At 44.7% G+C, this 21,947-nt stretch carries 18 protein-coding genes; 8 read left to right on the top strand and 10 right to left on the bottom strand.

From position 1 onward, the window contains the following. Positions 1–155 precede the first annotated feature (155 nt). The 3 genes from ASC49_RS06955 to ASC49_RS06945 all read right to left on the bottom strand — a co-directional run bounded on the left by ASC49_RS06955 (position 156) and on the right by ASC49_RS06945 (position 2,994). Positions 156–1,424, bottom strand: a complete 1,269-nt coding sequence (locus ASC49_RS06955; RefSeq protein WP_055462505.1) for a TRAP transporter large permease — start codon at positions 1,422–1,424, stop codon at positions 156–158. Continuing rightward, positions 1,424–1,903: a TRAP transporter small permease gene (locus ASC49_RS06950; protein ID WP_055462504.1), complete on the bottom strand. Its 480-nt coding sequence runs from the start codon at positions 1,901–1,903 to the stop codon at positions 1,424–1,426. The genes ASC49_RS06955 and ASC49_RS06950 overlap by 1 nt, the downstream gene beginning before the upstream one ends. Positions 1,904–1,983: 80 nt before the next feature. Further along, complete coding sequence (locus ASC49_RS06945; RefSeq protein WP_055462503.1) at positions 1,984–2,994, bottom strand: DctP family TRAP transporter solute-binding subunit; 1,011 nt, start codon at positions 2,992–2,994, stop codon at positions 1,984–1,986. Positions 2,995–3,612: 618 nt separating this feature from the next. On the opposite strand from ASC49_RS06945, the gene ASC49_RS06940 reads away from it, so the two are divergent. From ASC49_RS06940 to ASC49_RS06930, 3 genes are all read left to right on the top strand, one after another. Further along, positions 3,613–4,467, top strand: a complete 855-nt coding sequence (locus ASC49_RS06940) for a shikimate dehydrogenase family protein (protein ID WP_055462502.1) — start codon at positions 3,613–3,615, stop codon at positions 4,465–4,467. Between the two features lie 116 nt (positions 4,468–4,583). After that, positions 4,584–5,252, top strand: a complete 669-nt coding sequence (locus tag ASC49_RS06935; protein ID WP_055462501.1) for a GntR family transcriptional regulator — start codon at positions 4,584–4,586, stop codon at positions 5,250–5,252. 381 nt (positions 5,253–5,633) lie between these two features. Further along, positions 5,634–7,490 (top strand): bifunctional sugar phosphate isomerase/epimerase/4-hydroxyphenylpyruvate dioxygenase family protein, encoded by a 1,857-nt coding sequence (locus ASC49_RS06930; protein ID WP_055462500.1) that lies wholly within the window; start codon positions 5,634–5,636, stop codon positions 7,488–7,490. Positions 7,491–7,547: 57 nt separating this feature from the next. Here ASC49_RS06930 and ASC49_RS06925 read toward each other — a convergent pair whose 3' ends face one another. Then, on the bottom strand, positions 7,548–8,420 hold the full coding sequence (locus ASC49_RS06925; RefSeq protein ID WP_055462499.1) for a LysR family transcriptional regulator: 873 nt from the start codon (positions 8,418–8,420) through the stop codon (positions 7,548–7,550). 93 nt (positions 8,421–8,513) lie between these two features. Between ASC49_RS06925 and leuC the strand changes: the two genes are divergently transcribed. The 4 genes from leuC (at position 8,514) to asd (ending at position 12,884) form a co-directional block, all read left to right on the top strand. Further along, positions 8,514–9,941, top strand: coding sequence for a 3-isopropylmalate dehydratase large subunit (gene leuC / locus ASC49_RS06920; RefSeq protein WP_055462498.1), 1,428 nt, complete (start codon positions 8,514–8,516; stop codon positions 9,939–9,941). Between the two features lie 9 nt (positions 9,942–9,950). Then, positions 9,951–10,601 (top strand): 3-isopropylmalate dehydratase small subunit, encoded by a 651-nt coding sequence (gene leuD, locus ASC49_RS06915; protein ID WP_055462497.1) that lies wholly within the window; start codon positions 9,951–9,953, stop codon positions 10,599–10,601. Positions 10,602–10,610: 9 nt separating this feature from the next. Then, positions 10,611–11,690 (top strand): 3-isopropylmalate dehydrogenase, encoded by a 1,080-nt coding sequence (gene leuB, locus ASC49_RS06910; protein ID WP_055462496.1) that lies wholly within the window; start codon positions 10,611–10,613, stop codon positions 11,688–11,690. Positions 11,691–11,765: 75 nt separating this feature from the next. Next, the gene (asd, locus tag ASC49_RS06905) at positions 11,766–12,884 is read left to right on the top strand and encodes an aspartate-semialdehyde dehydrogenase (RefSeq protein ID WP_055462495.1); all 1,119 of its coding nucleotides are present in this window, start codon (positions 11,766–11,768) and stop codon (positions 12,882–12,884) included. Between the two features lie 67 nt (positions 12,885–12,951). Here asd and ASC49_RS06900 read toward each other — a convergent pair whose 3' ends face one another. The 3 genes from ASC49_RS06900 to ASC49_RS06890 all read right to left on the bottom strand — a co-directional run bounded on the left by ASC49_RS06900 (position 12,952) and on the right by ASC49_RS06890 (position 16,626). Beyond that, the gene (locus ASC49_RS06900) at positions 12,952–14,160 is read right to left on the bottom strand and encodes a deoxyguanosinetriphosphate triphosphohydrolase family protein (protein WP_055462494.1); all 1,209 of its coding nucleotides are present in this window, start codon (positions 14,158–14,160) and stop codon (positions 12,952–12,954) included. A gap of 12 nt (positions 14,161–14,172) precedes the next feature. Then, positions 14,173–14,862, bottom strand: a complete 690-nt coding sequence (locus tag ASC49_RS06895; protein WP_055462493.1) for a hypothetical protein — start codon at positions 14,860–14,862, stop codon at positions 14,173–14,175. A 789-nt stretch (positions 14,863–15,651) separates the two neighbouring features. Beyond that, on the bottom strand, positions 15,652–16,626 hold the full coding sequence (locus ASC49_RS06890) for a hypothetical protein (RefSeq protein ID WP_055462492.1): 975 nt from the start codon (positions 16,624–16,626) through the stop codon (positions 15,652–15,654). A 226-nt stretch (positions 16,627–16,852) separates the two neighbouring features. On the opposite strand from ASC49_RS06890, the gene ASC49_RS06885 reads away from it, so the two are divergent. Next, entirely contained in the window at positions 16,853–17,947 is a 1,095-nt protein-coding gene (locus ASC49_RS06885; protein ID WP_055462491.1) for a DUF748 domain-containing protein, read from the top strand. Positions 17,948–18,110: 163 nt separating this feature from the next. On the opposite strand, the gene ASC49_RS06880 is transcribed toward ASC49_RS06885, so the two are convergent. The 3 genes from ASC49_RS06880 to ASC49_RS06870 all read right to left on the bottom strand — a co-directional run bounded on the left by ASC49_RS06880 (position 18,111) and on the right by ASC49_RS06870 (position 21,637). After that, entirely contained in the window at positions 18,111–20,102 is a 1,992-nt protein-coding gene (locus ASC49_RS06880; RefSeq protein ID WP_055462490.1) for a BCCT family transporter, read from the bottom strand. Between the two features lie 322 nt (positions 20,103–20,424). Continuing rightward, positions 20,425–21,198 carry a helix-turn-helix domain-containing protein gene (locus tag ASC49_RS06875; protein ID WP_055462489.1) on the bottom strand — a complete coding sequence of 258 codons (774 nt, stop codon included), beginning with the start codon at positions 21,196–21,198 and terminating at the stop codon, positions 20,425–20,427. Then, complete coding sequence (locus tag ASC49_RS06870; protein WP_055462488.1) at positions 21,191–21,637, bottom strand: carboxymuconolactone decarboxylase family protein; 447 nt, start codon at positions 21,635–21,637, stop codon at positions 21,191–21,193. Before ASC49_RS06870 ends, ASC49_RS06875 begins: the two co-directional genes overlap by 8 nt. Positions 21,638–21,947 lie beyond the last annotated feature (310 nt).

Here is a 21,947-nt window from a genome sequence, read left to right as displayed (position 1 = left end):
AAGAAGAGCGAAATCTTATGCTTTATATGCTGTTGTTTTGTAAGGGCGCTTGATCAAAGTGGCCGTCATTAAGAGAAGGTGAATATCTGGTTTTGATGGCGAACAGGCAAAAAAAATCCCCGTAGACCACGGGGATTTTATAGCAGTTAGAATCGTTAATAACCGAACAGTCTTGGTAAGAAAGTGACTGTACTGGGTACAAAGGTAATCAGCATTAAAACCGCCAGTTCGACCAAGAACATCGGCATAATCTGACGGGAGATAGAGGCAATCCCCACGTTAGCGATTGAATTCGAGACAAACAAACAGATCCCCATTGGCGGAGTCACCAAGCCAATCATTAGGTTGAATATCACGACAATGCCAAAGTGAACAGGATCAATGCCTAAGCTCATGGCAATCGGATGCAAGATTGGCAGTAGGATCAACATGGCCGCAATCCCTTCAAGGAACAGACCTACCACTAATAGAATGACATTCACCAGTAGCAAGAACATCCAAGGACTTGATACCTGCTCCAATACCATCGCTGACACGGTTTGCGGTACACGAGAGAAGGTTAGTAACCAGTTGGCTGCTGCGACGACCGCGATGACAATGAGAATGACCGATGAATCACGCATTGCTCGAACGAAAATGCTTGGTAGTTGCGTCAGCTTCAAGCTCTTAAGAATAAACATGCCAGCCACTAGTGCATAGGCGGCGGCAAAGGCAGCAGCTTCGGTAGGCGTTACAATACCAGTCAGAATTGAACCGACGATAAAGATGGGCATAAATAACGGAATCCAAGCGTCCACAAATGCTTTAAGGCGCTCTTTTGTCGTGAGTTTTTCTTTGAGTGGCGCATAGTGACCAGCAAAGCAATACACGTAAATAGACAAGCCCACAGCCAAGAAAAGACCTGGCGTCACCCCAGCGAGAAATAATGCTGGTACAGACACGCCGCTGGTAATTAAGGCATAGATAATCACCGGAATACTGGGAGGAATCATCGGCCCAATCACAGAGGAAGCGGCGGTTAACGCGGCAGCGAAGGAGCGCGGGTAGCCTTCTTTCTCCATGGTTGGGATAAACACTCGACCCAAGGCAGAGGTATCCGCCACGGCTGAACCAGATAAGCCGGCAAAGATGACAGAAGCCCAAATGTTCACTTGTGCAAGACCGGCGCGCATGTGTCCAACCAAGGCGTTGGCAAAGTTAATAATACGGCTAGTAATACCACTTTCATTCATTAATTCACCCGCCAGTACAAACAGCGGGATAGCTAAGATTGAGAAGGAGTCCAACCCAGCAAAAATTCGTTGGGCCACCAAGCTGACATTAAATGGCAGGGTGGAAACGTGTCCCACAACCGCCAATAACACTGCGAAAGCGATCGGGCTGCCGATGGCGAGCAAGACCAGTAATATAGCGAAACCTAACATTATTGATCCTCTTGCAATGACGAGCTGAACTGAGTCATTCGCTCAATTAGCCTAAAAATGGCTGCAATGGTTAAGCCTGCACCGCCAATCACCATTGCGGCTTGGAAGTAATGCATGGCAATGCCTGTACCTGGGGCTTCGATGCCGCCACGTTTCATCATGAACAGATAGCCGGAATAACACAGCACACTGCCTGCGACGAGCGCAATGATGTCGGAAAGAACATGTAAAATACTGCGAATTTTGGCAGGAACAACATCCTCTAGGAACGTAAAGCGGATATGAATACCTTCTAAGTAACACAGAACCATGCCAAACATGGTGCCATAGATCATGGCGTACTTAGCCGCTTCTTCGGCCCATTGTATAGGGGAGTTAAACAAATAGCGGCTTAGGCTGCTGGCAAACACCACAGCAAACACCACAAACAGAGAAGAGCCTGTCAGCAAAGACAGAAGGTATTTATAAAGGCGCTTCATGGGAGATTCCGATTTTAAGGGAGATTGGAATCGGGGAGTGATTGCTCCCCGATCATTTCACTTACGTTGATAAGGCGGGGCTATTTGTTTGCTGCGACCTTAACCGAAGCCTGAACGCGATCAATCCATTCGCCATCTACTTCACCACGGAGCCATTCAAGCACAGCGGGTTGCGCCGCTTGTTGGAATTTCGCTAATTGTTCGGCGGTTGGTGTTGTGATTTCCATGCCGTTCTCAGCCAGAGACTTCAGGCCCTCTGCAGATTTAAACTGCTGAATAGCACGTCCCATGGTGCCAGCTACTTTGGCAGCTCGGTCGATGATGGCACGATCAGCATCACTTAAAGACGTATACAAATCATCATTGATAAGTAAGAAGTCAGTGCCGTATACGTGACCATCTAACGTCAGATACTTCTGGAATTCGTAAAACTTATTAGAGTTAATCACGCTGACAGGGTTTTCTTGGCCGTCTACTACGCCAGTTGTTAACGCAGAGGGTACTTCAGGCCACGCAATAGGTGTTGGTTCTGCGCCCATCGCTTTGACCATCTCAACGTACAACGGCAGTGTCATAACGCGGATTTTTAGACCATCTAGATCGGCTGGCTCTGCAACGGGACGTTTAGAGTTTGTGAAATTACGGAAGCCAGTTTCACCGTAGGCTAGGGTACGAAGGCCTGTTTGTTCCAAACAGTGTTGTGATAAGGCTTGACCAAATTCGCCGTCAAGTACTTCCCATGCCACGGGAGCAGAAGGGAAAAGGTACGGAATTTCAAGAACCGCAGCTTCTTTACAGACTTTGGCAAACGCCCCTGACACCATCGTCATACTGATCATGCCTTCTTGGGCAGACTGGACAAGGTCAGTTTCACCACCAAGCTGGCCTGCTGGATACACATTGACCTCAATGCGACCGCCGGATTCAGCTTCCACTAGGTTTTTAAAGACTTCTGTCGCAGCGCCTTTTTTTGAATTGGTCCACTCTTGCGGGTCAACATGACCTAGAGTAAGGGTAATATCTGCAGCACTTACAGAGCTAGCAACGCCAGCGGCAACAAGGCTAAGCATCAGTTTTTTCGATAGTTTCATATCATTTCTCCAAGCTCGGGAACCACCCGATTTCGTTATTTTTGTATTTGCTTTTAGTCCCACAGCGAAGGTCACTTAGAAAGACTCAATCATTCTAATACCCACTAAAATAAATACTATAGGTAGATAATAAAAATACCCTATATTTTTTCGTGGGTTTAAAAAAATCTCCGCTGAGTTGGTTGACGGAGCTGTCTGCCTGCCGAACAGGTCTAGACTCTATTCAAAATGACCTAAAGCTTAGCCTAAGAGAAGTGATTTTTTAGTGTGTCAGTATATTGAAAATGGAATACATGCTTTTTAAAGTACGATTGATTTAGGTTAAAAATATATTTAAAACAATTATTTAAGCTATTCTAAAAACGCATTAAAGTATTCAGAAATAAGTATTGCGACGCTTCAATATGGATTTTGATTCGGCGTATCTAGTTGGGTTTGATCTCTCGGGCGTTACGAAAAGAGCCGCTAGAGAAGCAACCACGATTGAATTTTTATGGTGTATACATGGCGAAAACGTTATTTGACCAATCTAAAAAATATAGGATACTTTCTCGATTGTTCAATATTTTATGGCGGTTATCGACAACGAGCCGTATGCGATAAATGAGGGTAATCAGAATGTATAAACTCGGCCTAATTGGTCAAAACATCAGTGCTTCACGTGCACCAGCACTGCATAAAATGCTGGGGGCATTGAATCATTTGCCAGTCAGCTATGAGCTTCAAGTGCCATCGGATAAGAGTGCAGAGGCATTTAGTGAAAAATTAGACGAAATGCGAAAAGAAGGTTTTACCGGCACTAATGTCACCTTTCCCTACAAGCAAATCGCCATTGAGCGAGCGGATGTCGTCAATGAAGCGGTGCGTAAAACGGGTGCGAGCAATACTCTTTGTATAAAAGAGGGCAAGATCTATGCCTTTAATACAGATTACACCGGCTTCATTCGTGGTTACCGCGGTCGAGTTGGAGATTTGCCAGCTGGCAAAGTCTTACTTATAGGCGCTGGCGGTGTGGGACGAGCGATTGGTTTTGCCCTATTTGAAGTGGGGGCTACCGAGTTGATGGTAACCGACTTGAATGTCGCTGGGGCGCAATCTCTTGTGGATGCAGTCAATGCTGCGGGCTACAAAGCACGTTATGTGCCAGCAGAAGAGGTTGGCGAAGCCTCCAAACAAGCAGATGGTTTGGTGAATTGTACCCCTGTTGGCCATTACAGCACACCGGGGATTCCCTTGGCGGTAGAGCATTTTGCGGGGCAGTCGTGGGCCTTTGATGCGGTTTACACACCGATGGACACTGAGTTTTTGATCGCTGCCAATCAAGCCGGTTTAAAAATTGTGTCCGGTTTTGATCTTTTTTTCTATCAGGGGATCGACGCTTTTGAGCTGTTCACTGGTCAACCAGTTCAGAATATTGAGCCTGTTTGGCAGCAGTTTCGTGAGCAGTATGATGTGGTGAGTGACCTAATTTAATCCTTCTTATAGTGCTTGCTAGTTAACAGTGGCCTCATTCCTGTTTAGAATGAGGCCACTGAATATCGTCCCTTTGATATTTGGGTATCGTATTAGATAAGAGCCCGAATCCGCGCATGCTAGAAATTGTAGAGAAAAAACTGGTGGGTCAGTCCGTTTACGAACAGCTTCGTAGCGACATTATGACGGGGCAACTTACACCGGGTGCAAAGTTAAAACTGAACCAACTGAAAATTCGCTATGGTGCGAGCGTCAATACCTTACGTGAAGCGCTGATGAGATTAGTGTCGGATGGTTTTGTGCGTTTTATCGATCAAAAAGGTTTTAGTGTTCAGCAGGTTTCCAAAGAAGACCTGTATGAGCTACTGGAGCTTAGAACTATGTTGGAGCTTACTGGGCTAGAAAAATCTATGTGTAACTCAACAGGGATCATGGGGTGGAAGTCTGATCTAATTGCAGCCCATTACCGTTTGAGTTGTATGGAAGAGCTCATGTTGCAAGATGAGCGTGCTCACGTTCAGGCGTGGGAGCGCGCGGACCGTGACTTTCACATGACCATGGTGGCGAATTGTGGCTCGAACCAGATGATTCGTTATCATGGCTCCATCATTGAGCAATACATGCGTTATCAGCTATTGGCGCTGCAAAAACGCCCATTTCGTGGTCAAAATTCGCAAGGCGAACATAGAGAGCTGCTTGATAATATTTTGAAAGATGATGTCGAGGGCGCATTAGCGATGTTAAGACATCATATCGCTCAAGGAGCGAACAACCCCGGCTCGTAACTTTCATTTCAACTTCGCTGAGTTGCGCTCTCAGTCAGTGTTCCACGAACGTTGACTGAGGGGCTATGACTCGTTTAAGCACAACCTGCTATCCAAAGCCCGCAATTGTGACGACCCCATCTCTCATTCCTAGCGATCGTTGTCGTCTCATCCAAGCATTATTTGACACCAATTCTGTCAGTAGAAAATCTAAACGGTAGAGACTGGAAAGCTAAACTTTATGTATTCCGTTTTAGTGTTATTTTTTGCGTTATATTTCATTTACATTCCATTGAACGGTCGATATATCCTCTCAAAGCATAAATTCATCACTAAAACATTAGCTTTTATAAAAATCTGTCGATTTTATATAACTAAAACAATATGTATTGAGGGCTCCATATGAAGACCGCACTTGCAACCGTCACCATCTCTGGCACGTTAAAAGAAAAGCTTGAAGCGGCTGCCGCAGCAGGTTTTGATGGCGTTGAAATTTTTGAAAACGATCTGACGCAATACGAACGTTCGCCGCGCGAAGTGCGTAAGATGGCAGATGACTTGGGTCTTGAGATCATCGCCTTGCAACCTTTTCGTGACATGGAAGGGATGCCAGAACGTTTGCGCCAACAAAAACGCGAAATGCTAAAGCGCAAAATGGAGGTGGCGCACGAGCTAGGTACCAGCCGCTTGTTAATGTGCAGCAACGTGCAATCTTATGCCTCGGGTGACCGTGATCAGTGTGCGGCGGATCTTCGTTTTCTAGCGGAAATGGCGGAAAAAGAGGGAATGACGCTAGGCTACGAAGCGTTGGCATGGGGCTACCACATTGCCGATTATATGGATGCTTGGGATCTAGTGAAGCGTACCGATCATCCTAATCTTGGTATCAACCTTGATACCTTCCATATGTATTCTCGTGGTAATACGCTCGATTGCCTTCGTGATGAAATTCCAGTAGATAAAATTGCTTTGGTTCAAATAGCCGATGCCCCGATTATGCCACGCCAAGATTATCTTACTTACAGTCGCCATTCGCGTTGTTTCCCCGGTCAAGGGGATATGCCTGTGGTGGAATTTTTACAAGTATTGAAAGACAAAGGCTTCGACGATTACTTGTCTCACGAAATATTTAACGATGAATTCCGTTCGTCATCGCCCATTGCCAAAGCTATCGATGGCATGCGTTCACTGATTTGGTTAGACGATCAAACCGTTTCAAAAGAAGAAACTAAAACTCAGCCCGTCACCGTACCTGATGTCAAAGATATTGAGTTTATTGAGTTTGCGGTGGAAGGTGAGTCGGGCGAAGAGTTGATCAAAACGTTGGCACAGTTGGGTTTTCATGAAACCCACAAACATGTGTCGAAAAACGTGAGCCTGATGCGCCAAGGTAATATCAACTTGATTCTAAACCGTGAGCCGGCTAGTCAGGCTCATGAGCATTTTCAAAAGCATGGTGTCTCTGTCTGTGCGTTGGGCTTCTTAACGGAAAACGTGAAAGAAACCTTACGCATGGCAGAGCGTTATCGTGCGGAACGCTTTGCTAATCAAGCGGGGCCAGGGGAATTAAACATTCCAGCCATTCGAGGTATTGGCGATAGTTTGGTTTACCTTGTTGGCGCTAACAGTCGATATCGCTTTTTTGATGTGGATTTTGTTGAAATTGAAGGCATCAAAGGGGAGCAAGGAGTTGGTTTGACTCGCGTTGATCACGTCGGGCAAACGGTTTCTAACGTGGATTTTCTATCTGCGGGCTTTTTCTACAAATCCATTTTTGGCTTTGAAATTGAGCCGAGACAGGATTTGCCAGACATTCATGGTTTAGTGGTCAGTCGCACGGCGACGAACAAAGACAAGTCTGTGCGAATCCCGATTAATATGACCAACGCCCGTGATGCATCCGCAGAACGTTTTATGAAAAAAGCCGGTGGTTCGGGTGTGCATCAGATTGCCTTTGCATGTAAAGACATCTTTGCTGCGGTAAAAAACATGGACCAAGAGAAACAGCTGCCTATTCCAGATAATTACTACCGTGATCTTGAAGCCCGCTTAGGGTTAGAGCCTGCACTGGTTAAGAAGTTGAAAGAGCACAACATTATGTACGATGAAAACGAAGCGGGTGCGTTTTTCCACTGTTACACGGAAGAAATCTGCGGCGTATTTTTCGAAGTAGTTCAACGTGTAGAGGGCTACAATAACTATGGTGAATCCAATGCTTATGTGCGCTTGGCATCGCAAGCACGCCAAGAGTTGAAATAATTCTTTGCACTGACTCAGCAGGCAAGAGCCGATGTAGGCTCTTGCCTGCTATGCGGTTTAAACCATTTCTTGTAACAGCTCAATAAATGCCGTCGCCGCGCGGCTCAAAGTGCGTTGTTTATGATGAATAACGCCTAATTTACGTTCTACGTTCAAAGCGGGTAAATTCACCACCGCCAATTGATCATTCACCACGGTAGACGGAATCAATGACCAGCCCCAACCAATACTTACCAGCATGGCTAAGGTATCTAAGTTATTGGTGTTCATTTTTACCTGCGGACGCACACCGTTAACAGCAAAGACTTTTTCCGCGATTTGTCGAGTAAAGGTGTTTTCATGGGGTAACACGCAAGGGTATTTTGACAGCTCCACCACGTCGACTTCTTTCATCTGTGCCAAAGGGTGATCAAGGCTCACCACACACTGCAATGGATCAGACCAAATCGGAATCGCGTGGAGCATATTTTCGGATTGCGCCGACAGGGTGATGATGCCGATTTCCGCTTCGCCTTTTAAAACCTGTCGATGGGCGTCTTCTGATTGGGTAAAATCGATCTTAATTTCCGCTTGCGGGTACTCTAATTGAAACGCTTTTAAGGTTTTCGGCAGTCGGTGTAAGCCAATATGATGACTTGTCGCAATGAGTAATTCGCCAGAGACATCTTCCATCTGCAAAGACATGCTGCGTTTGATATCGTTCAAATCCTCGGAAAGGCGCTTAGCCTTAGGTAATAAGCGCTGGCCAGCCTCGGTCAAATGAACTTTACGACCAACGCGGTCGAACAGTTTGACATTTAGATGTGACTCAAGGGCAGCAATGCGCTTGCTGACAGCCGGTTGTGTGATGAATAAGGCGTCTGCCGCATCGGAAAACGACTGTGTTTCGGCGACTCTAATAAAGGTTAATAGCTCTAAAATATCCATCATTCCAAAAAATTATCCAAAACATGAAAAATATGAATTGGAGTAATTTAAGTTCAGCCAGTACTATAAAGCAATGCTTATGTAGGAGAGAAAGCAATGGCAGGTAAAACTCTTTATGACAAGTTGTGGGATAGCCACCTTGTTCAACAACGTGACGATGGTAGTGCCTTAATCTACATCGATCTACAACTACTACACGAAGTAACGTCACCACAGGCGTTTGAGGGCCTGCGTATGCACGGCCGTAAGCCATGGCGTTTGACTTCAAGCCTTGCGACACCTGACCACAACGTTCCAACCACGGTTGAAGAGCGTAAGAGTGGCGTGAACGGCATCGCCGATCCAGTATCGAAAATCCAAGTCACGACATTGGACGATAACTGTGACGAATTCGGCATCACAGAATTCAAAATGACCGACATCCGCCAAGGTATCGTACACGTTGTTGGGCCGGAGCAGGGCGCAACACTACCTGGTATGACCGTCGTTTGTGGTGACTCGCACACGTCTACACACGGTGCTTTCGGTGCCTTAGCACACGGTATCGGTACCTCTGAAGTAGAACACGTGCTAGCAACCCAGTGTCTAGTTCAGAAGAAAATGAAAAACATGTTGGTGCGCGTAGACGGCCAATTGTCGCCATACGTGACGGCAAAAGACGTGGTACTAGCGATCATCGGTAAAATCGGTACAGCGGGCGGTACAGGCTTTGCGATCGAATTCGGCGGTGAAGCGATCCAGTCTTTGTCAATGGAAGGTCGTATGACCGTGTGTAACATGGCCATCGAAGCGGGCGCTCGCGTGGGCTTGATTGCGGTTGACCAAACAACGATTGATTACGTTGCCAACCGTCCTTACGCACCAAAAGGTGATCACTGGAACATGGCGGTCGAAGCATGGTCCGACCTTGTTTCTGATGCAGACGCACAGTTTGACGAAGTGGTAGTGCTAAATGGTGCGGACATCAAACCACAAGTAACTTGGGGTACGTCGCCTGAGATGGTGATTGCCATCGACCAAGACATCCCACGTCCAGAAGATCAAACGGATCCTGTGACGCGCGAAGGTTACGCTCGTGCATGGAAATACATGGGCCTAGAAGGCAAGAAGACCCTGGCTGACATTACCCTAGACCGCGTATTTATCGGCTCTTGTACCAACTCTCGTATCGAAGACCTACGTGCTGCGGCAGAAGTGGTAAAAGGCCGCAAAGTGGCGTCTACCTTGAAACAAGCGATCGTGGTACCAGGTTCTGGTTTGGTTAAAGCGCAAGCGGAAGAAGAAGGTTTGGATAAAATCTTCACCGAAGCGGGTCTTGAATGGCGCGAGCCAGGCTGTTCAATGTGTCTAGCCATGAACGCCGACAAATTAGGTCAAGGCGAGCACTGTGCATCAACGTCTAACCGTAACTTTGAAGGTCGCCAAGGCTTTGGCGGTCGTACGCACTTGGTGAGCCCAGCGATGGCCGCTGCCGCAGCGATTGCCGGTCACTTTGTTGACGTAAACGAATTGGTTAAACAGTAGGAGTTAGCGATGCGTCCATTTACAAAACACACAGGTATCGCAGCGCCATTAGACTTGGCCAACGTTGATACCGACATGATCATCCCAAAACAGTTCTTGAAATCCATCAAGCGTACTGGCTTTGGTAAAAACCTTTTTGACGAATTGCGTTACGAAGATGAAGGTCAACCAGACCAAGAGTGCACAGGTCGTCCACTACGTAAAGATTTCGTGCTAAACCAAGACCGTTACCAAGATAGCAGCATCTTGTTGGCGCGTAAAAACTTCGGCTGTGGTTCAAGCCGTGAACACGCACCTTGGGCCCTAGACGATTACGGTTTTCGTTCTGTCATCGCACCAAGCTTTGCCGACATCTTCTACAATAACTGTTTCAAAAACGGTCTACTACCGATTGTTTTGACAGAAGAAGAAGTGGATCAGCTATTTAAAGAAGTGGCAGCAAACGAAGGTTACGAATTAACCATCGACTTAGAAGCACAAAAAGTCATCTCGCCATCGGGCGCAGAATTCAGCTTCGAAGTGGATGCTTTCCGTAAGCACTGCCTACTAAACGGCCTAGACGACATCGGTTTGACACTACAAGAGTCTGATGCGATCAACGCTTACGAAGAACAACGAATGAAAACAGCGCCTTGGTTATTCGAAGCGCGCTCATTGTAAGGAAAGAACATGTCTAAGAAAGTATTAGTATTGCCGGGTGACGGCATTGGCCCAGAGATCGTAGAACAAGCGGTGCGCGTACTTGACGCAGTTAACGCTAAATTCAACCTAGACATCGAACACGAGCACGCCCTAGTGGGTGGTTCTGCTTACGATGAAACAGGTTCGCCACTGCCAGAAGTGACACTAACGAAAGCAAAGGCTGCTGATGCAATCCTGCTAGGTGCCGTTGGTGGTCCTAAGTGGGATGGCCTAGATATGTCTGTTCGCCCAGAGAAAGGTCTACTAGGTCTACGTTCTAACCTAGAGCTATTTGCCAATTTGCGACCAGCGATTCTTTACCCTCAACTAGCAGACGCTTCAAGCTTGAAGCCAGAAATCGTTGCCGGTTTAGACATCCTTATCGTGCGCGAATTGACCGGCGGTATTTACTTCGGTCAACCACGTGGTATCCGTACCCTTGAAAATGGTGAGCGCGAAGGTTTCAACACGTATGTTTACAGCGAGTCTGAAATCCGCCGTATCGCCCGTTCTGCCTTTGAAGCAGCACGCCAGCGTGGCAAACGCGTGTGTTCTATCGACAAATCTAACGTACTAGAAGTGACCGTTCTATGGAAAGAAGTCATGGAAGAAGTAGCGAAAGAGTACCCAGATGTTGAATTGTCACACATGCTAGTGGACAACGCAGCGATGCAACTTGTGCGCGCGCCGAAGCAATTTGACGTCATGGTCACTGGCAATATGTTCGGTGATATTTTGTCAGATGCGGCAGCCATGTTGACAGGCTCTATCGGTATGCTACCTTCTGCTTCTCTAAATGCGGAAGGTCGTGGTATGTACGAGCCATGTCATGGTTCGGCACCAGATATTGCTGGTAAAGGCATTGCAAACCCATTGGCGACGATCCTTTCTGTTGCTATGATGTTGCGCTACTCGCTCGACGCAAAAGACGCAGCGGATGCGATCGAAGCCGCGGTAAGCACAGTGCTTGACCAAGGTCTGCGTACAGCAGATATCGCTTCAAAGGGAAGCGAAACAGTTAGTACTTCACAAATGGGTGATGCTGTACTGGCTGCATTGAACGCTTAATTCATAATAATTAAGCATTAACTCGGGATACTGCTCTTGGTATGAGTAGGCCCACACTAAAAAAGGTAAAAAACCATGTCAAAACAAACTGTAGGTTTAGTCGGCTGGCGCGGAATGGTTGGTTCTGTGCTGATGCAACGTATGCGTGAAGAGAACGATTTCGATCATATCGATCCAGTGTTCTTCTCTACGTCCCAAACAGGCCAAGCTGGCCCAAATATTGGTAAAGATGTACCACTTCTACAAGACGCGAACGATATCGAAGCGTTGAAAAAAATGGACATCATTATTACGTGTCAAGGTGGCGATTACACCAAGGCGATTTACCCACAGTTGCGTAATGCTGGTTGGAATGGTTACTGGATCGACGCGGCGTCTTCTCTTCGTATGGAAAAAGACGCCATCATCGTCCTAGATCCAGTTAACCAACACGTGATCAAGCAAGGTCTAAAAGATGGCGTGAAAACCTATGTGGGCGGTAACTGTACTGTTTCATTGATGCTTCTAGCGCTTGGTGGCCTGTTCGAGAAAGGCCACATCGAGTGGATGTCATCTATGACATACCAAGCGGCATCAGGTGGCGGTGCACGTCACATGCGCGAGCTACTAAACCAATTCGGTTTGCTAAACGCAGAAGTAGCGTCTGAGCTAGCTGACCCAGCGAGTGCGATCCTAGACATCGACCGTAAAGTGGCAGAGAAAATGCGCTCTGGTACACTTCCGACAGACCAATTCGGTGTACCACTAGCAGGCTCTTTGATTCCTTACATCGACAGCCAACTTGATAACGGCCAAAGCCGTGAAGAGTGGAAAGCACAAGCTGAATGTAACAAGATCCTAGGCATCGACGGCAAACCAATCCCAGTGGACGGCCTATGTGTACGTATCGGTGCGATGCGTTGTCACAGCCAGGCGTACACAATCAAGCTAAACAAAGATATCCCAGTAGCGGACATCGAAGGCTTGCTGGCTGAGCACAACCAATGGGTAAACGTTGTACCTAACGACAAACAAGCCACTATGGAGCAACTAACTCCTACAGTGACTACTGGTACACTAAACATCCCAGTAGGTCGTATCCGTAAACTGAACATGGGCCCTGAATACATCAGCGCTTTCTCAGTGGGCGACCAACTACTATGGGGTGCAGCAGAGCCACTACGTCGTATGTTGCGTATCCTGATTGAAGGCTGATTGGCTTTTGGTTGGATAGAGTTAGAAAGGCCCGCTGCTGAAAGGTAGCGGGTTTTTTTACGCTTTACTACTTAAAGTAGAGTTTTTCTGCGCTTCCTTTACCAAAGAACTTCTCATATTCCTGTGCAGCGTATGAGTCCATCATACCTGATATATAATCTGTAACTAACCTAGTTTTGCAGTCGTTTAGTGATCTTAGCTCTGGTGGTAGTAAAACATTATCTTTATTATATTTTTCGTCAGAATAAACTTCAAAAAGACCTCGTATGATTTGTTCTCCTCGACGCTCATAAAGTTGAATGTCTTTTTTTCTAAGAATTGCTTTGAAAAGAAGCTTTTTTAACCCCTCAGCTAACTTAGAGTGATTTCTATACCCGAGTTGACCGTCAACTAAGCCAATGTCTGAGCATAAAATATTTACTATTCGAGAAGTAAGCTCCTTCTTAAGTACTATCGCGTATTCTTCAGAAGTTGAGCTAATGTGAGATTGCATTGCTTCTGTTTGAGCTTCTTTAGCAATATCAGACATTGTTTGGTATGCATCCTTAAATTTATCACTAATACTGAACTCATAGACGATTTCGCCTAAGCTAATCATTCCAAAACTTAAGGCATCCTCTAGATCGTGAGCTGCATATGCAATCTCGTCGGAAAGGTCCATAATTTGGGCATCAATACTTTTTTTAATATCAATGCTGTGTCTTTCAAGTTCTTGTTCTAGGAATTTGTAATCAGAATCATATAGGAACTTTTTATTGTTCTGCTGCCTGTTGTAAAAGTATTTGGTTACAGACATGAGTGTGCGGATATTTAAATTTAAGCCTGAGTACGACTGACTTTTCTTCTCTAATGTGTGTAAAATTCGAAATGCCTGCGCATTCTCTTCGAAACCACCACAACCATTGCTTAGCTCATTCAAAACAACCTCGCCATAATGGCCAAACGGAGGGTTTCCGATGTCATGAGCTAATGAAGCTGTTTCCGCTACTACGGTATGTTTTAAACCTAAATCAAAAGCAATTGAGCGGGCGATTTGAGCGACTTCCAAGCTATGAGTTAATCGATTTCGATTAAACTTATTTGCATCTACGCCTAGTAACTGCATTTTTCCTTGCAATCTTCTAAATGAAGAAGAATAGAGAACTCTAGCATAGTCTCTCATTAAATCATTACGGTTATCCGACCTGCCATCATTATGCTGATGAAAGCGGTATTCAAGCTTGGATATTTGGTTTTCTTGTTCTTGAGCGAATTCAGTTACTTCATTATCGTACATATACATCTCTAACTAGAAGGTGTGGTTTATTTCAAGAAACTTGTCGGCTATAGATTCCACTGTAACCTGATTCAAGTAGTTGCTCTCACAAAAGCAGTTATAACAATCTCTAATGCTGTATCGATTAAGACCAGAGGCTGTTAGAATTTTAATGCCTTCATGAAGAGGGTCTATTTTTTCTTCACCTATCAGAACTTTTGGATTTTCAATAATAACCTCTTCTACAGAGTTAAATAGAATTGGACCTCCTGGTTTTCTTATAGTAAACATCATCCTTTGGCGCTTTCTGGTAGCCCAGCTGTCACTAAGTTCTTGTACATCTATAAAATATCTATCTTCCTCTTTCATGCTATTAGACCAATAGATAGGATTGTTTTTTGTGACATACACATCTAGGTCAGAATCAAGCAGAAAGTCTATATTGATTTTAAATAAAACAGGTCCATAGTGATTCTGTCTAGAAAAGAAACTGTGAAGATCAGTTGTATCAAGAAAAATGTCGAACCAGACGTCAAAATTCTTGTCTAGGTCATCAGAGCTTTGTTCGGTCTGCTTACCCCCCATTTTTTCTACATCACCTCGTGACAATAATCCGCCAGCTTTAATAAAAAAAGAGCTAGTAGCAACTGTGTTAGCGTGAAAAAAATGGGTTATATTTTTACTAGATAAAAATTCATGTAATTCTAAATTATTAAGTTTCAAAGTTGTTCTCCAAAGATTTTATTTTTTAATAGTGCAGGAATCTAAAAATTAAAGGCTATGAAAATAGGAAATAATAAGAAAAGAGTTAATTTATAGGTTATTAAGATACCCACCTAAAAAAGTGACTCGCAGCTCAGTTTTAATCAGTTCCTCGATTAATTGAGACACCTACCTTAAAAAGTGACTGTTACTTCAATTCTAACCAGTGCCAAACGCCTAGCCAGATTCGGTCGAAACTGGCTTTTTTACGTCTGAATTGACACTTAAGGGGGGGTATTTCGTAGATTTTAACGAATTAAAGGCGAGTGATTACCCTGCAAGGAAAGCAATATAGAAAGGAGAGAATGGAGGGAGTTAGGCGAGTAAGTTATTAGTAAGTTATTAGGACACCCACCTTAAAAAGTGACTCTTACTTCAATTCTAACCAGTGCCAAACGCCTAGCCAGATTCAGTAAAAGTTAATTGAGACACCCACCCTTGTTTAATCAAGACACCCACCTTAAAAAGTGATTGGCACTTCAATTCTTACCAGCACCAAACAAGCAGCCAGTTTCAGTCGAAACAAGTTTAAATAAGACACCCACCTTAAGTTAATCAAGACACCCACCATAAAAAGTGACTGTTACTTCAATTCTAACCAGTGCCAAACGCCTAGCCAGATTCAGTCGAAACTGGCTTTTTTACGTCTGAATTGACACTTAAGGGGGTTATTTCGTAGATTTTAACGAATTAAAGGCGAGTGATTACCCTGCAAGGAAAGCAATATAGAAAGGAGAGAATGGAGTGGAGTTAGGCGAGTAGCTGTTTCGCTTTGCTGATCTTGGGCCTTCGTTTGTAGCCTGCATTTTGATAGTAGTTAGATAGGATGGTTTCGGTGCCAACGGCGCAATGTGTAACTTGTTCAAACTGTGTGGCGATGGTGAGCCAGTTTTCCGATGGGATGTTGAGGCGTTGCAGTATCGGTGCAAAGGATAGGTCGATACTGCCGCGTTTATCTTGTCGCACAATTCGACCAGTCAGATCGACAAGTTCAAGATAATCTTCGAGTTTAAAGGGTAAGCCTTTGGGTTGTTCTGCTCGTGGGTTACTAACAAACGGATGCAGTACTTTTGGTTGTTGGTTTTGCTTTGCGTTATGAATGCGTTTTTTGATGCTGGTGTAATCTGACATTTCGGGTGTGTCTGCCATCATAGCGCGGACTGGGTTTAGATCAACGTATGCCATACAGGCCATTAGCGCTGCCTCATCTAGCAATGCTTGGGATTTAAAGCGTCCCTCCCAAAATCTACCTGTACAGCAATCTTCGAAATTCGCTTGCCTTGCGATGTTTTCATTCAATTCTCTCAGAAACCAGCTGATATCCATTAGCCTCTGTCGGTAGGTTTCAACGGTTGCATCCAGTAATGGCTGTAAGTAGTCGGGCACTTGGCCTTGCAACATATATTGCTGGGTGATCATGGTGCCTTTATGGATGGCGTGCCAGCGGGTTAAGACTTCTTCGGTTGTCCAGCTTTCAACGGTTTCATGGTCGATAAACAACACTAGGTGAGTGTGGTTACTCATTACGGCGTAAGCGCAGACCTTGATGGCAAAGATACGGCTTAGAAATAGCAATCGTTTCTCGACCCAATCCCTTCGATGCTCATAGCTTTGGCCTGTAACTGGGTCTTCACCACATAAAAAGGCTCTGCGTACACATCGGGAAACGCAGTGGTAGTAGGGGGTATCAGCAATGCTGATCAGTTGCTTTCTGGGTTTTGGCATACTCAAATCCTCTATCCTTGAGGTGTTTGGGTAAGTTTAAATCATATCTGTATAAATATACAGTCATGGTTTTTGGTCCAGTATTAGCTCTGATCTGCCCACTCGAAAATTGGAAGTTGATTGACTCCGTTATGTGCAAATAATGCATCTTAATTGAGGGTTTTAGCCTTCTTAGTTGCTTGGATACACCCGATCCATCTAATGTTGTGGCAAAAGAGGGATTTTTATGACTAAGCGAAGAATAAATGGAACCCTGATTTGGGTTGGTGTTATTGCTCTAGTTTTGCTGATGATTCACCTGACATTACCTTACTGGTTGACCAAGTTTTTGAATAAACGGCTTGAGAATATGGAAGGCTACAAGGGGCATATTGATCATGTTTCACTGCAATTATACAGAGGGGCATACCAGCTTCATGAGCTATCCATTGTAAAGGTCGATGGTACGAAGCAGGTTCCTTTTGTAAGGGTGGATAAAGTCGATATCTCGTTGAGCTGGAGCGCGTTATTTAAAGGTGCTGTGGTTGCTGATTTTGTCTTTAATGAGCCAGAGGTTAATTTTGTTGATGGTGAGTCCAAGCAGCAAAGCCAATCTGGCCAAGGTGCTGATTGGCGCAAAGCGGTCAATGACCTAACGCCTATCGTTATTAATAAAGTAGAGGTTCATGGTGGCACGATTGCTTTTCGCAACTTTCAATCAACACCACCTGTTAACATTCAAATTAACAATATCGAAGCAACGCTGAATAATTTAACGAACGTCGATCAAGGCAACGGTAGGGTGGCTACCTTAGATGTGACGGCCAATGCATTAAATGATGCCAAAGTGATTGTTAATGCGGAGTTAGATCCATTTGTAGATGATGACTTTATTGTCGCCTTACGCTGTGAAGAGTTAAGTTTGCCTATGTTCAACGACCTGTCTAGGGCTTATGCAGGTCTAGATTTTAACGGTGGTACAGGTCAGTTAGTGAGTGAAATACAAGCGAAGGATGGAGCTTTAAGTGGCTATGTAAAACCCCTTTTTAAGGATGTAGATATCTTTGACTGGGAACAAGATGTTGAGGATCAGAACGACAACCCATTTCAGATGGCTTGGGAGGCTATTGGTGGCGGTGTGGCTGGTATTCTGACCAATAGCGATAGTGACAAAGTGGCAACGAGATTGGATTTTTCTGGGCAACTTGATAACCCTGAGATTGGTACTTGGCAGACTATCAAAAATACTTTGAGTAACGCATTTTTAGAGGCCTACAACACAAGGTTCGAAGGCTTATTTAGATCTAGCACTAACGAAGCGGCAAATGACATAAACACGTAAATGTTCATCTGATGATCATGGCGCGGATTGGGTTTCGGTCAACATAGGCCATGAGTGCGGCTTCATCCGACTCATTAAAAAGATACTCACCTATAAGTGGCGTTATAAGTGCTAGCGGTAATGTAAAAAATGGGAGCTAATTTAGCTCCCATTTTGTTTCACGTTAGTCTGAAACCGTATTCCAAGGAAGGTGTCCTGGTGCGGCATCCACAAAGTTGAAATACTGCTCTAGCTGGTCAATCAGATCACGGATAACTTCATCTTGACTGCAGCCAAACAGCTCATAACCTAGAGCGCCATTTCTAATGTAGACATCGGCCTGCCAGTGAGTGTCGTACTTTGAATTCTCGCTGTGCGCTTCAGGTATCTCATGCTCTGTAGCGAGGACTTGGTAATAAAAGTCTAATTTGTCATCACGTTCCAATTGAAATGTAACGCCATTATCTTCACGCGTGATGTTGGCATTCCAGCCATGAACTGCAAGCTCTTTTTGTACTTCTACCATGGCGGGCTCAACCACTTCTTTAATAAAGTGCGTGACCTTGGCTTCACCTGGGAATTTAAACAGAGTGCTTAGACGTTTACGCCAGTTGCCTTCATTGCTAAAGGCCCGAGTAGGTGTTGCTGCGGCTTCAACTGCCGCGCCTCGATGTCCTTCAATTACCAGCGCTCGCCACAAGCCTGCTGCGGCGATCAGCATAATAATGGCAAACGGCAAGGCAGCCAGAATGCTCATGGTTTGTAATGCGCTCAAACCGCCCGCTAATAGTAATGTGGCGGCAATGACACCCTCTAGTGACGCCCAAAAAACACGTTGCCAGATCGGAGTTTCCAGTGCTCCACCAGAAGCCAATGAATCAACGACTAATGAACCAGAGTCGGAGGAGGTGACGAAAAAGGTGATGATCAAGAAAACTGTCACAACAGACAAGAATGTTGAGCCTGGTAGTAAGTCATAGAATTGGAATAGGGCGACTGAGTGATCCGCCTGAACTTCGCCAATCAGTACGCTTTTACCTTCTTCCATGATCAAGTGTAGGGCCGTATCCCCAAAGATCGAGAACCAAAGAAAAGTAAAGATGGTCGGTACCGCAAGTACGCCGAAAATAAACTGGCGGATTGTTCTTCCTCGACTAATTTTGGCAATAAACAGCCCAACAAAAGGTGCCCAAGCGATCGTCCATGCGAAGATAAACAGTGTCCAGTTACCGATCCAATCGCTTTGAGTATAAGCTTGTAGGTTGAAAGTACGTTCAACAATGTTGCTCAGGTAGGCACCTGTGTTTTGAACAAACGCATCAAGGATATGGATGCTTGGTCCCACAAAGAACACAATCGTCATAATGAATACGGCTAAGCCCATATTTAAAATGGATAGGTTTTTAACCCCTTTATCCATACCAGCCACTACTGAACCGATTGCTGCTAATGTGATTAAACCAATAGCGGTAATTTGAACGGTTGTGCTGATTGGAATATCGTTCCATAGATAGTGTAAACCGGCATTTATTTGTGTGACGGATAGGCCAAGCGTTGTCGCTAAGCCAAATAGTGTGCCTAATATGGCAAACACATCAACCGTGTGACCAATAGGTCCATGGATGCGATCGCCAATTAAAGGGTACAAGGCTGAGCGGACGGATAATGGTAAGCCATGGCGGAAGGTGAAGTAAGCTAACACTAGCCCCATTAGACCGTAGATTCCCCAAATGTGCAGCCCCCAATGGAAATAGGCAATTTGCATCGCTTCTCGCGCTGCATTGATGGTTTCAGGCGTGGCGCTAGGTGGTTGTGAAAAATGCAGGACTGGCTCTGCGACGCCAAAGAATAGCAACGCAATACCATAACCAGCAGAAAATAGCATGGCGAACCAAGCTGGGAAGCTGTAATCAGGATCACCGTGATCGGCTCCTAAGCGTATGTTACCCCAACGACTGAATCCGATGCACACAAGAAACACCAGAAACACTGCCGTTGCTAACATGTAGAACCAGCCAAAAGTGTTGGTTATCCAAGTCAAGGCACCCTGAAAAGCTTTGCCTGCAAGCTCAGGATTGCTTAGAGTACCAATAATTAGAAGTAATGTGATAACAGCGGTTGGGACAAAAACTGGTAGCAGCATTACCCCCGTCCCTGCCTTTTTTATTTGATTCATAGACGATCCTCCTTTATTAAAAGTTTACAAAAGCGACGCAGGAAGGCAACTAAAGTAAGTTGAGTATGGTTAGAGATCTAATTATTTTCTTAGTCTTGTTGAAAAGGGATAAACTAAGAGAAATGGCAATATGGGTATTTACTAGTCAGAGAGCCAAGTTTATAGATATATTTGATAATTAAATTTTTTTAATTATTTTTATTGGAGTTGTGATCGAGTAACTTAGGACACTCGCCTTAAAAAGTGACTTGAACTAACTTCTTATTAGCTCGGGCCTATTCTCTAAATTGGCAAAGGGGGGCTATTTCGTAGATTTTCCGACTTAATGGCGGGCGAGCACTGGATCTATATTGTTTTTCTGCGCCGCAATAAGTGTTCGATACTTAGCAGGTGTGATCTTAACGATGCTGTTAAATTCTCTTACTAAATGAGACTGGTCAGAGAAACCGCACTCCAAAGCGATTTGAGTTAGAGTCCTGTCTGTGTTTGTTTTGATTGCGTTCATTGCGTGGCGAACACGGTATATCCGCTCCAAATGCTTTGGTGTAATGCCACACTGATGTTTGATATGTCTTTCTAGTTGACGCTGACTGAGGGGGATTTTTTCAAGGGCGTCAACAAGCGAGGTGTGCTCATTGAGTTGTTGGATAAAAGCTCGCGTGAAATCGGCGATATGATCATGCGTTTGGCTAAAGTCAAAAAAGGGCTCTAAGATTTTTTTAAAGTCTGATAAATCGGAGCAACATCTTACTTTTTCCGCAACAAAAGCTAGGTTTATAGGATCAGTTAAAGGATGTTCAAAAGATTCTAATTGAGTGAATCCCGCTGGTTGAAAGCGAAGCCCAAAAAGCAACATTTCGGATGAGTAACAAAGCTTTTTTGATTGTATCGAGCGTCGTTGAATGTCATAGCCGTGTTTGATTGGGGCACCGTCAACGAGGGCGCTTCCCTTTATTAAAAATGTGACTCCTGTCCCCGCATCACTTGGAAGCCATACCTCACCAGCCGAAGCGCTACGTGCAAGCCATATGGCCTGCACATACTTACTGGCATCACCTTGAGGTGTTTCTATATCGAGAGAAAGCGCTTCAGTCATTGAAATCCACATTTGGCTTAAACATTTTGACGACTCTGTTCCAGCTATTGATCGCATTAATAGCAATCGTTAGAGTCAATAAAGCCTTATCATCGAATTCTTGGGTCAGTTTTGCATAAAACATATCGTCAATGGCTTCAGATTGCGTTAGCTTTTCACACAACTCAAGCGCTAGGCATTCTTTAGCGGTGTAAAAGGGCATATCACGCCATGCACTCAATCCAATAATTCTATTATCATTTTCCCCATACTGTCGTGCTTGCTTAGTGTGCATTGCAATACAGTAGGCACATTGATTTATTTGTGATGAGCGCAGCTTAACTAACTCCCAAATCGTGAGACCAAAAGTCTCTTCCACATTTTGCTTGATTAATACTTCTTGATCAAAAAGGTGTTTTAGTAGAGTAGAGGGTAAATTGACGTAATCAGCTCTTTTCATTGCTTTTCTCCGTTAGGTTTGAAAGGCAGTATAAGTGCGAAGATTGCTGAATAATTGAATAAAATCGACGTTTATTCTGACGGCTTAAATCTTAAAGATTCTCACTTTTGAGAGTGGAAGTTGGATACGATGCGTGTCGTTGACGAAGGCACATTGATAGGTTAGGACACCAGTTGCTTAATGGTTATCCAGCTTTGTTCAATTCCTTAGGTTTTGATCTTGCCAAGGCGGTAAGTTTAAGCCTGATCAGTTTCGACTGTAACCAAAGCCAGCCATTGCGAATCAAGATCGCTCCCATGACCAGAAAACC

Source organism: Marinomonas fungiae (genome assembly GCF_001418205.1).
Classification (GTDB): domain Bacteria; phylum Pseudomonadota; class Gammaproteobacteria; order Pseudomonadales; family Marinomonadaceae; genus Marinomonas; species Marinomonas fungiae.
Note: the sequence above shows the minus strand (reverse complement) of the source record. Positions and strands in the feature narration are given on the sequence as shown.

Bases quoted from the DNA above. Each gene is read 5' to 3' on its own strand.
- ASC49_RS06955 (WP_055462505.1), bottom strand. From the start codon at position 1,424: ATGTTAGGTTTCGCTATATTACTGGTCTTGCTCGCCATCGGCAGCCCG.
- ASC49_RS06950 (WP_055462504.1), bottom strand. From the start codon at position 1,903: ATGAAGCGCCTTTATAAATACCTTCTGTCTTTGCTGACAGGCTCTTCT.
- ASC49_RS06945 (WP_055462503.1), bottom strand. From the start codon at position 2,994: ATGAAACTATCGAAAAAACTGATGCTTAGCCTTGTTGCCGCTGGCGTT.
- ASC49_RS06940 (WP_055462502.1), top strand. From the start codon at position 3,613: ATGTATAAACTCGGCCTAATTGGTCAAAACATCAGTGCTTCACGTGCA.
- ASC49_RS06935 (WP_055462501.1), top strand. From the start codon at position 4,584: ATGCTAGAAATTGTAGAGAAAAAACTGGTGGGTCAGTCCGTTTACGAA.
- ASC49_RS06930 (WP_055462500.1), top strand. From the start codon at position 5,634: ATGAAGACCGCACTTGCAACCGTCACCATCTCTGGCACGTTAAAAGAA.
- ASC49_RS06925 (WP_055462499.1), bottom strand. From the start codon at position 8,420: ATGATGGATATTTTAGAGCTATTAACCTTTATTAGAGTCGCCGAAACA.
- leuC (WP_055462498.1), top strand. From the start codon at position 8,514: ATGGCAGGTAAAACTCTTTATGACAAGTTGTGGGATAGCCACCTTGTT.
- leuD (WP_055462497.1), top strand. From the start codon at position 9,951: ATGCGTCCATTTACAAAACACACAGGTATCGCAGCGCCATTAGACTTG.
- leuB (WP_055462496.1), top strand. From the start codon at position 10,611: ATGTCTAAGAAAGTATTAGTATTGCCGGGTGACGGCATTGGCCCAGAG.
- asd (WP_055462495.1), top strand. From the start codon at position 11,766: ATGTCAAAACAAACTGTAGGTTTAGTCGGCTGGCGCGGAATGGTTGGT.
- ASC49_RS06900 (WP_055462494.1), bottom strand. From the start codon at position 14,160: ATGTACGATAATGAAGTAACTGAATTCGCTCAAGAACAAGAAAACCAA.
- ASC49_RS06890 (WP_055462492.1), bottom strand. From the start codon at position 16,626: ATGCCAAAACCCAGAAAGCAACTGATCAGCATTGCTGATACCCCCTAC.
- ASC49_RS06885 (WP_055462491.1), top strand. From the start codon at position 16,853: ATGACTAAGCGAAGAATAAATGGAACCCTGATTTGGGTTGGTGTTATT.
- ASC49_RS06880 (WP_055462490.1), bottom strand. From the start codon at position 20,102: ATGAATCAAATAAAAAAGGCAGGGACGGGGGTAATGCTGCTACCAGTT.
- ASC49_RS06875 (WP_055462489.1), bottom strand. From the start codon at position 21,198: ATGACTGAAGCGCTTTCTCTCGATATAGAAACACCTCAAGGTGATGCC.
- ASC49_RS06870 (WP_055462488.1), bottom strand. From the start codon at position 21,637: ATGAAAAGAGCTGATTACGTCAATTTACCCTCTACTCTACTAAAACAC.